The sequence below is a fragment of the Leucobacter sp. 7(1) genome (assembly GCF_900163635.1).
In the GTDB taxonomy this organism is placed as follows: Bacteria; Actinomycetota; Actinomycetes; order Actinomycetales; family Microbacteriaceae; genus Leucobacter.
On record NZ_FUID01000026.1, the window covers coordinates 1 to 13,589 of the forward strand.

Sequence of the window (13,589 nt, forward strand, 5' to 3'; positions counted from 1 at the left end):
ATGGTACTGCACTCGGGAGGGTGTGGGAGAGTAGGACACCGCCGGACACCTTTTAGAAGGGCCTCAGATTTGTTACCAGTGATGGTGGCATGATCTGAGGCCTTTCGCATACCCGGAGCGCCCACGTTCGCTCCAAAAGAGCCCCGCCAGGGATGCTGGTGGGGCTCTTCGTGTTTCTGGGCCTTGGGCTTCGGTCGCGCTGCTACCGTCGAGTGGACTCCCGGACGTCAAGCGTTGCCGTGGGGACCTCGAGGAACTCCTCTGTGGGCCTGCCCTCGGCGAGACGCACCGCTACCTCCACAGCGAGCGCGGCAATGCCCTCGGGGTGGAGATCCAGAGTGGTGACACTCGGCTTCGACATGCGGTTCTGGATCGCGCCTGATCCGGCGGCAATCAGAAGATCTTCGGGGACACGTATCCCGCGCGCCGCGACGGCCGCATTCAGCCCAGCTGCGTGGCGACCGGTGAGGCAGAACACAGCGTCCGGGTGGCTTCCCTCAGCTCCGAAGAATCGGTCCGCCGCAGCCTCGCCGATACGCTCGCCTTCGACCTCGGGGAACGACGCCAGATCGGGGGACTGGCCGCGACGGGCGCACCAGTCGAGATAGGCGTCCTCAGACTCACGGTTCCAGGCGTTCTGGTCGGTTCCGGTGAGGAGTGCGATGCGGGTGCCGCCGGCCTTCGCGAGGTGATCCAGCACCAGGATCGCTTCTTCCCAGTCTCGAGTCGCGAGCTCCACGAACTGACCGGGCCGCGCCGGATCCGAACCGACCGAGACGAACGGAATGTTCCGCTCGGAAAGCATCGTGAGGACCGGATCGTTCTCGAATGGTTCGGTCACGATGTAGGCGTCGGCGGCTGTAGCGCTGAGGGGTGCGTCGGGCCGAGTGGGGTCATCGATGAGCATCATGCTGTAACCGTGCTCCATTGCAGCAAGCGAGGCCGCCCCGGACATGCGCAAGAAGTAGTCGACGCCCTCGGGGAGGAAGGTGTCGAGGCTGTGCAGGGGGCGGATCACGAGCGCGAGCAGGCCCAGGCGGGAGTTCTGCAGTCCCTGCGCGATGGGGCTGGCGCGGTAGCCGATTTCGGCGGCCACACGCTCGATCCGTTCGACGGTCTCGCGGCGTACCGTGCCCTTGCCGTTGAGGGCGTGGGAAACGGTTGTCGGAGACACTCCGGCCGCCTTCGCCACGTCCTTGATGGTTGCTTTGCCGCTTCCTCGCATTCCGTCAGACTACCCACTCTTTCCGCCGTGCATCTAGCCGCCGCCCCGCGCCGCCGGAGCGAAACGGTCTCACACGCGCGAATTTCCCAAAACGTTTTACCCAAACCGTTTTGGGTGCTACGATCCTTCCAGGGTCTTCGCCCGGCGTGATGCCGGGCAGGGGAGATTCAATGACGAAACTTCGAACAGGAGAACAACGTGAAACTCGCACCGACGCGGGCCGCAGTCGCCCTCTTTGCTATCGCGGGACTCGCTCTCGCGGGTTGCGCATCCGGAAGCCGTGGCGGCGACGCCGGCGGCACCGAGGAGGGGACCGCACTGCTGCAGACCACTCCGAAGCCTGGTGCCGTAGCCGACAAGGTTGTCTGGAACTCCACCTACGGCGAACTCGCCAGCCTGGATCCCGTGAAGGCCTTCAACTACCCCGAGAACACGATCGTCTCGAACCTGTGCGAGCCGCTCTTCCAGATGCAGCCCGACCTCTCGATCAAGCCGAACCTCGCCACCGAGTCCGACACCACGGACGGCAAGGTCTGGACCATTACCCTGCGTGACGATGTCACGTTCTGGGACGGGACGCCCATGACTGTCGAAGACGTGGTGTTCTCGATCAACCGTCACCTTGTCCCCGAAGAGGGCAGCTACTGGGGCGGCGGCGTCGTCGCCAACATCGCCTCGGTCGAGGGCACCGGCGCGAACGAGATCACGATCACGCTGAACACCCCCGACTACACGCTCCCCTCCTCGCTGAGCACCATCATCGGCGTCGTGGTGCAGCAGAAGCAGCGCGAGGCTTCGGGCGAAAACTACGGCAACCCCGACACGGGCGTCATGTGCACGGGCCCGCTGCAGTTCACGCCCGGCAACTGGAAGCAGGGGCAGTCGATCACCCTCGATCGCTACGACGGCTACTGGAACGCCGACAAGCAGGCGCAGGCGAAGCAGGTCGAGATCGGGTTCGTTGTTGACCCGACCGCCATCGCCAACGGCCTCGCAACCGGTGAGATCCAGGGCTCCTACGACGTGCCGCTCCCGGCGCTCGGCCAGCTGGGGTCGAGCAGCACCGGCACGCTCTACGCGGGCCAGGGCATGCAGGACATGGCAATCATCTCCACCGGCGAGGGCCTCTTCGGAGATCCCGTAGTGCGCCGCGCGCTGACCCGCGCGACGGATCGCCAGGCCATCGCGGACACCGTCTATGAGGGCACCGGAACCGTGGCCCGCTCGGTCGTGCCGCAGTCCGCGTGGGACGCGATCGAGGGCGTGGCCGAGCTGCGCGACGAGCAGCTCCCCGATCTGAGCTTCGACCTGGACGCCGCGAAGGCGGAACTCGAAGCCGCAGACGTCGATCTCTCGCAGCCGATCAAGATCGCGTACCCGAGCGAGCGCGGCTTCTACGCCGACATCCTGAACGAAATGGCGAACGGGGCAAAGGAGTTGGGCATTACGCTCGAGCCCACCGGTGTTCCGAGCGCCCAGTTCGGCGCGTTCTTCTCCGACGCTGAAGCACGCAAGGGTTTCGACGGCTTCGTCACGACGAACTACCTGAGCGCTCCGGACCCGCTGCTGCACCTGATCAGCGTCGCAAAGACCGGGAGCGATCAGAACTACGCTGGCTTCTCCGACCCCAAGGTCGACGCAGCGCTTGACGCCGCGATCGGTGAGAGCGACGCTCAGAAGCGCGCAGAGCTGACCGTCGAGGCTGAGGCCATGATCATGGAGGCCCAGCCGTGGGTGCCGATCAACGACCTCGCCGTCCGCCTGTACATGGACGAGAGCATCACCGGCGCACCGGCCTCGTTCGTCTACCTGTACTACCCGTGGGCCGCTGACATCGGCGCAACCGCCTAGTCTGCGGACTTCGCAGCAGGAAGGGATCATTCATGGTCTATCTCGGTAAACGGCTCGCCGCCCTCCTCGGCGTGCTCATCGTGTCCAGCTTCATCGTGTTCTCGGGGATGTACCTCGCCCCGGGCAGCCCCGAGCAGTTCCTCGTGCAGGGGCGCACGGTGAGTCCGGAAGTGCTCGCGGCAATCCGCGCACAGTATGGCCTGGACGATCCCTTCCTGCTGCGTTACTGGCACTGGCTTGTTGACGTGCTCCAGGGCGACCTCGGTCGCTCGCTGCTCACGCAGCAGGACGTGACGACGCTCGTGGCGTCGCGCCTCCCCACCACACTTGCCCTGGCTGCGTACGCGGCCATCCTGATCGTGATCTTCGGCGTGGGCCTCGGCGTGCTCGCCGCAACAAAGTCCGGTGTATTCGAGAAGCTCGTTGTGTTCGGCTCGAACCTTGGCTTCGCGGTGCCGACCTTCTTCGCAGCGCTTGTCCTCATGTTCCTCTTCGGCTCGAGCCTGGGCTGGTTCCCGGTGTCGGGATCCGGCGAGGGCTTTGTTGATAGGTTGTGGCACCTCACCCTCCCTGCCGTGGCGCTCGCGTTCCCCGGGATCGCGGTCGTGGCGCGCATCACTCGCACCGCGGTGCGTGAGGAGCAGGACTCCGAGCACGTGATCATGGCGATCGCCCGCGGCGTACCCAAGCAGCTTGTGCTGTGGCGGCACACAATCCGCAACTCAATGCTGCCTGTCTCCACCGTCATCGGCACGCAGATCGCGGGCCTCCTCGCGAGCGCCTTTGTCATTGAGTACGCGTTCACGCTCGACGGGATCGGCTCGCTGCTCGTGAATTCGGTGCAGAAGAAAGACTTCGCGGTTGTCCAAGCAATCGCACTCATCATGGTGCTGGCCTTTGGCCTCATCAACCTCATCGTCGACCTGCTCTACGCAGTGATCGATCCCCGGGTCCGGCTCACCAAGGGAGTGGCAGCGCGATGACCGATCAGAAGTTTACGCGTCGCCCCGACGCAAACACCCGTGCACAGGACACGGTGGCGGTGCAGTTGCTGCGCAAGCACCGCGGTGACGTCCCGACCTCCGGCTGGCGGCTGCTGAAGCGCCGCCTCGGACCGGTGGGCATCGTGAGCCTCGCGATCATCGTGCTCGTTGTGCTCATGGCGCTGCTCGCCCCGGTGATCGCCCCCTACGACCCGTTCGAAGGCAGCGTCACCGCGCGGCACGAGGCCTGGAGCCTTGCCCACCTCATGGGCACGGATCAGTCCGGTCGCGACATTCTGTCTCGCATCATGTGGGGTGCGCGCACAAGCCTCATCGGCCCCACAATCGTGATCGTGATCACCGCGGTGCTCGCGACGACGCTCGCGCTCACGGCGGTCTGGTTCGGCGGCAAGGTTGACGCCTTCATCAGCCGGATCCTGGACATCCTGTTCGCGTTCCCCAACATGCTGCTCGCGATCCTCGCGGTCGCGATCTTTGGGCCGTCACTGATTACCGCCTCGATTGCACTCGCTATCGGGTTCACGCCGTATTCCGCCCGCGTGATCCGCTCGGTGGCGCTGCGCGAGCGGAACCTGCCCTATGTGGCTTCCGCACAGCTGCAGGGAATCTCCGGCTTCCTCATCACCGTGCGTCACATCCTGCCGAACGTGCGCACGCAGATCCTCACCGGCATGACCATCAACTTCGGCTACGCCATGATCGAGCTCGCGGCGCTCTCCTTCCTCGGGCTGGGTGTACAGCCGCCCACCCCCGACTGGGGCCTCATGGTCTCCAATGGTCAGGCGTCCCTGCAGCAGGGGTTCTGGGAGCAGAGCATCTTCGCCGGCCTCATGATCGTCATCACCGTCGCCGCATTTGGCTACGTCGGTGAGCAGCTGGGCGGCCGCAAGGCCGCGGGAAGGACCCGCTGATGCTAGAAATCACCGATCTCGTCCTCACCGTCACCGACCCGGACACCGGGCAGGAGACGGAGATCCTGCACGGCAACTCGATCACCCTCGGCGCGGGCGAAGCCCTGGGCCTCGTGGGGGAGTCCGGCTCAGGCAAGTCGATGACGCTGAAGTGCATCCTCGGAATCGAACCCGCGGGCGCACGCGTTGACGGCCGGATCGTCCTCGAAGGCACGGATTTGCTGGGGGCCGGTGGTGAGGAGCTGCGCCGGATCCGCGCAGACGACCTCGCGCTGATCGCGCAGAACCCACACGGCGCCCTGAATCCCGTGCTGCCCGTCGGCCGCTACCTGATCGAGGGGATGACCGACGCGCGCAGCATGAGCCGGCGCGATGCTGAAGCGAAAGCTGTCCAGCTGCTCCGCGATGTCGGGATCGCCGACGCGGAGCGCGTGCTCGCCTCCTACCCCCACCAGCTGTCCGGCGGGCTGCTGCAGCGCGTTGTCATCGCGGGGGCGATCTCGGGATCTCCGAAGCTCCTGCTCGCGGACGAGCCGACGACCGCGCTCGACGTGACGACCCAGGCCGAGGTCGTCGCGATCCTCGATGAGATGCGGCGCGAGCACGGTCTCTCGATGATCTTCGTGACACACGATCTCGACCTCGCAGCGGCGGTGTGCGACCGCCTCGCGGTGATGCGCAACGGCGAGATCCTCGAGGTCGGGACTCCCGAACAGATCCGGGATCAGCCGCAGACCGACTACACCCGCGCGCTGATGGCGGCGCGACCCATGCTCTACCCGGACGGCCACCCGGCCGCGTTCCTCGCGGAGACCGAGACGACGGAGGCGCAGTGATGGAAAACGTCACCCCACACCAGATCCCTGTGTCGGATCCGGCACCGATCATTGAAGCCGAGGGACTGCAGCGCACATTCCACCTGAGCCGCAAGGCGAGCGTGACTGCGCTCGATGACGTCTCGTGCGTGCTCCGCACGGGCACCTGCCTCGCAGTGGTGGGGGAGTCCGGATCCGGCAAATCGACGCTGGCCCGCGTGATCGTGGGCCTCGAATCCGCTGACGCCGGCACGGTACGCATCGCGGGCACCGCGGTGAAGCCGACCACGGCGCGACCGGCGCTGCGCGAACGGGCAAAACTCGTGCAGATGGTGTTCCAGGATCCACAGGGCTCCCTGAACCGTTCGCTTCCTGTCAGTGCGACGATCGACGAGATGCTGCGCGCGCACCGCCCGGACCTGGATCGCGCCGGCCGTCGCGCTCGTCTGCTTGAACTTTTCGAGGAGGTCGGGCTCACCGAACGGCACGCGGACGCGAAGCCGGCCGCGCTCTCGGGCGGGCAGAAGCAGCGCGTCGCGATCGCGCGGGCGCTCGCTGCCGAGCCACGAATCATCGTTCTTGACGAGGCAGTGTCGGCGCTTGACGTGTCCGTCCAAGCCCAGGTTCTTGACCTACTCAAGCGGCTCCGCGAGGAGCACGGACTCTCCTACCTGTTCATCACTCACGACCTCTCCGTGGTGCGCGACATCGCCGATGACGTGGTGGTGATGCGGCAGGGCCGGATCATTGAGCGCGGCACTGTGGACGACGTGCTCGACTCACCGCAGGATCCGTACACACAGCTGCTCATTGCCTCCGCACCGCGACCGGGGTGGAAACCCCGCCGCGGACTTCGCGCAGCGCTGCTGGGCACCGCGACCTAGTCGGATGAGGACCGTCCCGGAGCCGGACATCGGCACCGGGCGGTTCGCCGTCCGCACGCACCCTTCGCCGGGCCGATCCGGCGCACCGATTTCAGAAAGAACCGAGATGACCGAGAAGAACACCCGACTCCATATTCAGGTTGCGGGCGACACCGCACGCGAGCTCGGCGTTGCCCGCGGCACCGCGCTACGCGAGAGCCTCGCAGAGGCGGCAGCGAGCTACGAAGGCCTGTTCCGCATGGTGGGCGTGAGTGAAGAGCGCGAACGCGCGGGCGTCGCGGCAGTGCTGGAGACCCTCGCGGAGTGGCGGCCCGACGTTGTCGCGGAGCTCGAGGGCATCGCGGAGGGGTCTGGCGTGAGCCTCGCACAGGTTGTGGCGCTCAATGCCCGCACCGAGATCCTTGCGCTGGGCAACCGCGGAGGCCACGAGTGCTCCACGGTGACGTCTGTGATCGACGGGCAGCGCCTCGGCGTGCAGACCTGGGACTGGCACATCGAGTTCGACCCGTTCTGGCACACGCACGAGGTCACGGGCCCGGGGTACCGCTTTGTCGGGCTCACGGAGCAGGGCATCGTCAGCAAGATCGGGATGAACGAGGCGGGGCTCGGACTCCACTTCAACATCCTGGGGCACCGCGAAGACCGGCCCTCCGGTGTGCCCATGCACGTGCTGTCGCGCGTTGTGCTCGCGGAGTGCGCGACGATCGCGGAGGCGCTCGAGCTGATTCGCAGTGCCCCGATCACCTCGTCATCGGCGTTCACAATGGTGGACGCGACGGGGGCGGTATCGGTCGAGATGAGCCCCGCCGGGGTATTCCCCATCCCCGAAATCGCGGGTTCCGTGCAGCGCACGAACCACTTCCAGCACGAGACCCCGCTCGCGAGCCAGAAGAGTGCGCTCTACGAGCCGGACTCCTCAGAGCGCCTGGCACTTGTGCGCGAGCGGCTTGCTGGCGGGCTGCCCACGGCGTCCGCCGCGATGGTCGAGCTGCTGGTCTCCGACGAGACGCAGCCGCCGCTCACCTGTGTGGCTGACATGAGCAAGGAGTTCGGCGAGCGCTGGGCCACGCTCGCGACGGTGATCACCGACCCGGGCGCGCACTCGATCCGGATCCTTGACGGTATGCCGACCGACGCGGCGACGGGGCACTGGCGGACGCTCGTCGCGTAGGGGCTGGGGTAGCGGCTGTGGAAGCGGCGGGGAAGTGGCGCGGTTGTGCTCCGCTTCCCAGCCTCCCTCCCTCGCCCCGCCTGCCGGCCTCGCCCCACCGGCCTGCCTGCCTGCCCGCACCCGCGCCGCCCCCCTGAGGCAAATTATCTTGCCCGAGCGATACTTTGCGATATTTCCCTCGCTGTGGATAATTTCCCTCGTGTAGGGCGGGGTGAGCGATCGGGAATGGGGAGGTGCGAGTGCGCGCGAGTGCGGAGGGCGGCAGGGTGCGACCAAGTGCAGGGTGCGCCCAAGTGCAGGGCGCGACAGGGTGCGGGGCGCTTGTCCCTCGCCCCGCCCTGCGCGATAGCTACGCGACCGGCACGCCGTCAACGTAGGTGGCGAGAACGGGCGTCTGCGCGAGCTCCTGGGGCGTGATCGCCAGGGGGTCCGCGGCAAACACAGTGAGTGCCGCGCGTGCTCCGGGAACGAGCGCCCCCTCGTCGGTCGCGCCGATCGCGCGCGCCGCGTGAGTCGTGTACCCCTCGAGTGCCTCGCGGGCGTTGAGCGCCTGCTCGGGCTGCACCGGGGCGAGCTCGGGGCGCGCGAGCGGGATGCGCAGGATCGTTTCCGCCATCATCTCCCGCGGGTCAAACGGGGTAACCGGCCAGTCACTCCCGAGCGCGAGCACCGCCCCGGAATCACGCAGATCCTTGCATCGCCAGCCGTGCCGTGCCCGCTCCTCGCCCAGTCGCACCGACCAGTTATCGCTGCGGTCGGCGCGGGTGTGCCGGGTTCCGTGGATGGGCTGCATGCTGGCCGCGACCCCGAGCGCCGCGAACCTGGGGACCGTGCTGTCGGGGATCGTTTCGATGTGCTCGATCCGGTGCGCTGCGCGCCCGGCGATCTCGCCGAGCGATTCGATCGCGTCGAGCACAAATGACACGCCCTGGTCGCCGATCGCGTGAGTGGCCGTGGCGATCCCGCGCTCCGCGAAGAAGCGAAGCGCCCGGCGGTAGGCATGGGGATCAGTCCAGATCGACCGAAGGCCCTCGCCGTAGCAATCGGGGTGGGCCAGCCAGGCCGAACCGTTGTCGACGGTGCCGTCGATCATGAACTTCACACCCTCGACCCGCCAGCGCCTCCCGTGCAGACCCTGGAGTTCGGCGATTCGCGTGAGCTCCTCGTCGGTGGCCCCCGGCGGCACCATAGGGGAAAAGCGCAACCGGAGCGGGAGTTCGGCGCGAGACTCGAGGAGTTCCAGCACCTCTCGGCTACCCGGGTGGAAATCCATGACGTGGGTCCCGGTGATGCCGGATCCCGCCATGCCAGAGAGGACCGTGGAGAGCCGTTCGGCCCGCGCCGCAAGGGGTTCTTCGGGGATCTGCTCGAGCACCAGGGTCATGGCGGCGAGTTCGAGCAGGTATCCCGTCGGCGCACCGCTCTCGTCGATGCCCACCGCCGATTCGTCGGGGAACGTTTCAGACCCGGTGAGGCCGACACGCTCGATCGCGGCGCTGTTGATCACCGCCGAGTGTGCGTCCCGCATCCGGAGGAACGCGGGGTGCTCGCCCGTTGCCGCGTCGAAGACCTTGCCGGTGAACCCGGTGCCGGTGAAGATGTTGGGGTCTAGGCCCCACCCGAAGACCCACTCTCCTGCGGTCGCCGCTGCCGTGGCGGCGGCGACCGCAGCTTGGGCCTCCGGGAGGGTGAGGTCGGTCAGCTGCACACCGCGCGTCAGTTCCAACCCAAAGACGATGTGCGTGTGGCCGTCGGTGAGCCCCGGGGTGATGGTGCCCGAGGGGAAGGCATCGACTTGGGTGTTCGGGCCCACGTGTGACTGCAGGCTCTCGCGCGTGCCGACGGCGAGGACCCGGCCTTCGGAGATGGCCACCGCGGTTGGCGGTTCCCCTGTGGGCGCGGTCATCGTGTGCACGCCTGCGGCGGTCAGGAGGCGGTCGGCGAAGGGGAGTGTAGACATGGAGAGTCCTCGTCTGCGATGCGAATGTAGTGAGCGCCGGGTTAGCGTGTAGCGGCGTCGGCGGGCGCGGTGGGAACCGAGAGGGCCGTGGTGTTCCCGTCCTCGAACTTGCGGCGGGTGCGCGAAATCATGAAGAGCGCGGCCCCGAATACGAGACTGGGGGCGGTCACGATGAGTGCGTACTGCAGCGGGCTCAAGACGCCGACAAGCTGGCCTCCGATGAGTGGTCCGAACGCGACGCCGGCAAGGTAGAAGCCGGAGACGATCACGCCGACGCGGCCGGTCACGTCCATCACTGCGGCGAGGCCGGTCACGAGCACGAGGATGGCACCGTACATGACGCCCCACACCAGAATCGATGCGCTGTAGGCCACTGCGGAGCCGCTGGTGATCATGATGAACTTGGTGACCGTGCTCAGCGCGATGATGATCGCGAGTGACCAGCTGCGCCCCAACCAGCGCAAGGCGAGAGGGGCCAGCAGCGCACCGATAAGGCCGCCACCGACCTTGCCCGCGAGCAGCAGACTCGACGTTTCGGGGGAGACCCCGGCCTGGACCGAGAGCACACTTGTCATCGAGTAGACCATGTCCTCGGTGAGGGACCACAGGCACATTGAGACGGCGATCACGATTGTGGTGATTGTCAGTGCGCGGCTCGTGGGGATCGGGGCGGTCGCGGGGGAGGCGGACTGTACCTGGTCTGCGGCACCGGTCGCGGGGAGGTTGGGGAGGCCGCCCGCGAGGATCAAGCCCAGGACGCCGAGCGCGGTGATCACGATGAGGACGGAGCGCAGATCGTTGTGGAACAGCGGGGCGATCGCGAGCAGCGCGGTTGCGCCGAGGCGGTTGATCACCATGACGGTGGTCACGGTGCGGTCGGGGTTCTGCGTGGAAGACGCCGCCGCGGTGCCGGTCGCGATCATGACGCCGGCGCCCACGCCGCCGAGCATAAGCCCGCCCATTACCGCGGGTGTGGTGAGGAGTGCCGCGGCGAAGCCGTAGCCGACAATCATGGCGATGAGGCCGATGCGCCCGAGGCGGGGCCGATCCGCGTGGGCGATGAATCGAGTGGTGACAAACATTGCGAGCGCCGATCCGGCGGTCATGCCTGTCGCCAGCGCGCCGGCGGTGGCGATGTCTACCCCGAGATCCTGGACCATCGCGGCGATCAGCACGGGCACGAGGTTTGCGGCCATGAGGGCGAACACCCAGGTGCCGACGAAGCCCAGGACCACCTTGCCGGTGAGTGCGGTGAGGCCTGAAGAGGGTGGGGCGGTGGTGGACACGGGTGACTCCTTTGTCGTGCGGGACTGCGCTACGCGAAATGCGGGAACGTTCCCGCACTGCGTAAATATACGGCGATGGCTCCGGGAATGCAAACCGGCGAGCAGGCCGTTCACGCTGCTCGAGGCAGCCAGGAGGCGCGGGCAGCGGCCCCTAGACTGAGCCTCATGGCCTCTTCTGGAGTGACGATTGTGGACATCGCGCGGGCACTTGGGGTGTCGAAGACCGCGGTGTCCTCGGCGCTGCACGGCCGAGGGCGCGTGTCCGAGGAAACCCGGCAACGCATCCTCGCCCAGGCAGAGCAGATGGGGTACGTGTCGAACCGCGCCGCGCAGCGGCTTCGCGGAGGGCGCTACGGCGCGATCGGGCTCCATCTCCCCGCCGATCTGCGTGAACTCGCGTTTTACATGGAGTTCGCGTTCGGGGTGGCTGACGTGGCAGCCGCGACCGGGACGGATCTCCTGCTGCGCACCGCGGACGCGGGCGGGAGCACCAGGCCTCAGATTGATGGGCTCCTCGTTGTGGATCCCACGCCCACGACGTTTTCCGGTGCCGTTGCCGGCCTGGGTGATGTCCCCCTTGTCGCTGTCGGGGAATATCACGGTCCTGAACAGGAACGCATCGCCGCCTGGATCGCCGCGGACCACCGGCGGCTCACGTGCGAGGTGCTCGATGCCCTCGCGGAGGAGGGGGCGAAGCGGCCCGCGCTCGCCGCGATTGAGCCGGGGCGAGAGCCGTTCTGGGCGAGCCAGGTCGTCGCGGGCTATGTGGATTGGTGCACCGAGCGTGGCATCGAGCCGGATATTCGCCGGGCATCCGTGACACCCTCAGACCGCGAGATTGCTGAGGTCTTGGGCAGCGTTGAGGGCGCGGGCCGCGACGGGCTCCTGTGGGTCGCACAAGGAATCGTGCCGCACGCGCTTGCGCTCCAGGCCCAGGGTGCGGGGGCTGCGTTGCATCTGGGGGCGATGGCTGCGGAGCAGGGGCCCGCGCGCGTGGTCGGGGTGGATCTGCGGCCTCGGGAGTACGGGCGCGCAGCGGCCGAGCTCCTCTTTCGCGTGCTCGCCGGCGGAGCGCGCGAGCAGCTTGGCCACGACGCGGTGGTCATCCGACCCTAGGCAGCCGCACCCGCAGCCGCAGCCGCACCCGCTGCCGCGCCCGCGCCCGCTGCCGCAGCCGCAGCCGCAGCCGAGCCAGACGACACCCGCTGCCTCCCCCGGCCGTGCTCTCCAGCGCCGCGCCCGCCATGAGGCAATTTCTCGCACACGAGGCGTTTTCCGCGGAGAACGCATCGTCGTAGATAATTTCCCTCGTGTTGGGTGCGTGGCCCGGGGTGCCTCCTCTTATGCGGCTTATGCGGCGCGCAGCAGGTCGCGCACGCGCGGGATCACGACGTCGCCGTAGCGCTCGATGCTTGCCATGAGCTGTGCGTGCGGCATCGTGCCGTTGGCGTACTTCAGGTCGAAGCGGTCGGCGCCGAGCGTGCGCACAGTTGCCGCGATGCGCTGCGCCACGGTCTCCGGCGAGCCGACGTAGAGTGATCCGCTGTCTGCCTCGCGCTCGAACTCGGCGCGCGTCGCGTTCGGCCAGCCGCGTTCAGCCCCGATCCGGTTGCGGTTGGCCTCAAAGTGCGGCCAGAGCTCGTCCCTGGCGGCGGCGTCGGTCTCGCCGACGTGGCCGGGGGAGTGCACCCCGAGCGGCATCGGCGCGCTGCCGACCTCATCCTGAGTACGCCGGTACAGCTCCGCGAACGGGAGGAACCTGGCCGGGTCACCGCCGATGATCGCGAGCATCATCGGGATCCCGAACTGTACGCTGCGCAGCACGGACTGCGGGCTGCCGCCCACGCCGATCCAAGCGTTCACACCGTTTGGCTGTTCGGTCTTGGGGTAGACCTCCTGCTCAACAAGGGTGCTGCGGTGGCGGCCTGACCAGGTGACAGGCCCCTCCTCGCGGAGTCGGGCAAAGAGATCGAGTTTCTCGGTGAACAGCGTCTCGTAGTCTTCGAGCCGGTACCCGAACAGGGGGAAGGACTCCGTGAACGAGCCGCGGCCCAGGATGACCTCGGCGCGGCCGGAGCTGACGGCGTCGAGTGTCGCAAAACGCTCATAGACGCGCACCGGATCGTCGCTCGACAGCACCGTGACACCCGTGCCGAGCAGGATGCGTTCGGTCTTGCCTGCAATGGCTGCGAGCGCGATCTCGGGTGAGCTGAGCGCGAAGTCGTCGCGGTGGTGCTCGCCGAGGGTGATGGCGTCAACGCCGAGACTGTCGGCACGAGCGGCCTGCTCCACAACGTCGCGGAGCACCTGCGCGTGAGACGCGCGGGTGCCGTCGGCCGTCGTGGTGACGTCGCCGAACGTGTCGAGTCCGAGGATGAGCTGCTCGGCGGTTGCGCCGGCAATAGTGCGCGGAAGAGTCATACGGGTCTCAACGCCCGGCCCGACCCGCCTATTCCGAGCCCGAGCCGGAGCTCAGGGCGAG

11 protein-coding genes are annotated in these 13,589 nt (G+C 67.5%); 7 read left to right on the forward strand and 4 right to left on the reverse strand.

Going from position 1 to position 13,589, the window contains the following annotated elements:
• Positions 1-202: 202 nt before the first annotated feature.
• A complete protein-coding gene (locus FM113_RS05470; RefSeq protein ID WP_087012327.1) occupies positions 203-1,225 on the reverse strand; it encodes a LacI family DNA-binding transcriptional regulator in 1,023 nt (340 codons plus the stop codon).
• A 198-nt stretch (positions 1,226-1,423) separates the two neighbouring features.
• Between FM113_RS05470 and FM113_RS05475 the strand changes: the two genes are divergently transcribed.
• The 6 genes from FM113_RS05475 (at position 1,424) to FM113_RS05500 (ending at position 7,861) form a co-directional block, all read left to right on the forward strand.
• Positions 1,424-3,076: an ABC transporter substrate-binding protein gene (locus FM113_RS05475; protein ID WP_087012329.1), complete on the forward strand. Its 1,653-nt coding sequence runs from the start codon at positions 1,424-1,426 to the stop codon at positions 3,074-3,076.
• 32 nt (positions 3,077-3,108) lie between these two features.
• Positions 3,109-4,059 (forward strand): ABC transporter permease, encoded by a 951-nt coding sequence (locus FM113_RS05480; RefSeq protein ID WP_087012332.1) that lies wholly within the window; start codon positions 3,109-3,111, stop codon positions 4,057-4,059.
• Positions 4,056-4,991, forward strand: coding sequence for an ABC transporter permease (locus tag FM113_RS05485; protein WP_087012334.1), 936 nt, complete (start codon positions 4,056-4,058; stop codon positions 4,989-4,991). The genes FM113_RS05480 and FM113_RS05485 overlap by 4 nt, the downstream gene beginning before the upstream one ends.
• Positions 4,991-5,827: an ABC transporter ATP-binding protein gene (locus tag FM113_RS05490; RefSeq protein WP_087012336.1), complete on the forward strand. Its 837-nt coding sequence runs from the start codon at positions 4,991-4,993 to the stop codon at positions 5,825-5,827. Before FM113_RS05485 ends, FM113_RS05490 begins: the two co-directional genes overlap by 1 nt.
• On the forward strand, positions 5,827-6,690 hold the full coding sequence (locus FM113_RS05495; RefSeq protein WP_087012338.1) for an ABC transporter ATP-binding protein: 864 nt from the start codon (positions 5,827-5,829) through the stop codon (positions 6,688-6,690). The genes FM113_RS05490 and FM113_RS05495 overlap by 1 nt, the downstream gene beginning before the upstream one ends.
• Before the next feature lie 106 nt (positions 6,691-6,796).
• Positions 6,797-7,861: a C45 family peptidase gene (locus tag FM113_RS05500; RefSeq protein ID WP_087012340.1), complete on the forward strand. Its 1,065-nt coding sequence runs from the start codon at positions 6,797-6,799 to the stop codon at positions 7,859-7,861.
• 349 nt (positions 7,862-8,210) lie between these two features.
• Here FM113_RS05500 and FM113_RS05505 read toward each other — a convergent pair whose 3' ends face one another.
• Together FM113_RS05505 and FM113_RS05510 are read right to left on the reverse strand one after the other, a co-directional pair.
• A complete protein-coding gene (locus FM113_RS05505) occupies positions 8,211-9,821 on the reverse strand; it encodes an amidohydrolase (protein ID WP_087012342.1) in 1,611 nt (536 codons plus the stop codon).
• 41 nt (positions 9,822-9,862) lie between these two features.
• Complete coding sequence (locus tag FM113_RS05510) at positions 9,863-11,107, reverse strand: MFS transporter (RefSeq protein ID WP_087012344.1); 1,245 nt, start codon at positions 11,105-11,107, stop codon at positions 9,863-9,865.
• Between the two features lie 165 nt (positions 11,108-11,272).
• Here FM113_RS05510 and FM113_RS05515 point away from each other — a divergent pair, with 165 nt between their 5' ends.
• Positions 11,273-12,223, forward strand: coding sequence for a LacI family DNA-binding transcriptional regulator (locus FM113_RS05515; RefSeq protein WP_087012346.1), 951 nt, complete (start codon positions 11,273-11,275; stop codon positions 12,221-12,223).
• 234 nt (positions 12,224-12,457) lie between these two features.
• Here the strand turns inward: FM113_RS05515 and FM113_RS05520 are convergent, their stop codons facing one another.
• Complete coding sequence (locus FM113_RS05520) at positions 12,458-13,528, reverse strand: LLM class flavin-dependent oxidoreductase (protein ID WP_087012348.1); 1,071 nt, start codon at positions 13,526-13,528, stop codon at positions 12,458-12,460.
• Positions 13,529-13,589 lie beyond the last annotated feature (61 nt).

Excerpts from the sequence above, each read along its gene's own strand:
- FM113_RS05470 (WP_087012327.1), bottom strand. The coding sequence starts at position 1,225 with ATGCGAGGAAGCGGCAAAGCAACCATCAAGGACGTGGCGAAGGCGGCC.
- FM113_RS05480 (WP_087012332.1), top strand. The coding sequence starts at position 3,109 with ATGGTCTATCTCGGTAAACGGCTCGCCGCCCTCCTCGGCGTGCTCATC.
- FM113_RS05485 (WP_087012334.1), top strand. The coding sequence starts at position 4,056 with ATGACCGATCAGAAGTTTACGCGTCGCCCCGACGCAAACACCCGTGCA.
- FM113_RS05490 (WP_087012336.1), top strand. The coding sequence starts at position 4,991 with ATGCTAGAAATCACCGATCTCGTCCTCACCGTCACCGACCCGGACACC.
- FM113_RS05495 (WP_087012338.1), top strand. The coding sequence starts at position 5,827 with ATGGAAAACGTCACCCCACACCAGATCCCTGTGTCGGATCCGGCACCG.
- FM113_RS05500 (WP_087012340.1), top strand. The coding sequence starts at position 6,797 with ATGACCGAGAAGAACACCCGACTCCATATTCAGGTTGCGGGCGACACC.
- FM113_RS05505 (WP_087012342.1), bottom strand. The coding sequence starts at position 9,821 with ATGTCTACACTCCCCTTCGCCGACCGCCTCCTGACCGCCGCAGGCGTG.
- FM113_RS05515 (WP_087012346.1), top strand. The coding sequence starts at position 11,273 with ATGGCCTCTTCTGGAGTGACGATTGTGGACATCGCGCGGGCACTTGGG.
- FM113_RS05520 (WP_087012348.1), bottom strand. The coding sequence starts at position 13,528 with ATGACTCTTCCGCGCACTATTGCCGGCGCAACCGCCGAGCAGCTCATC.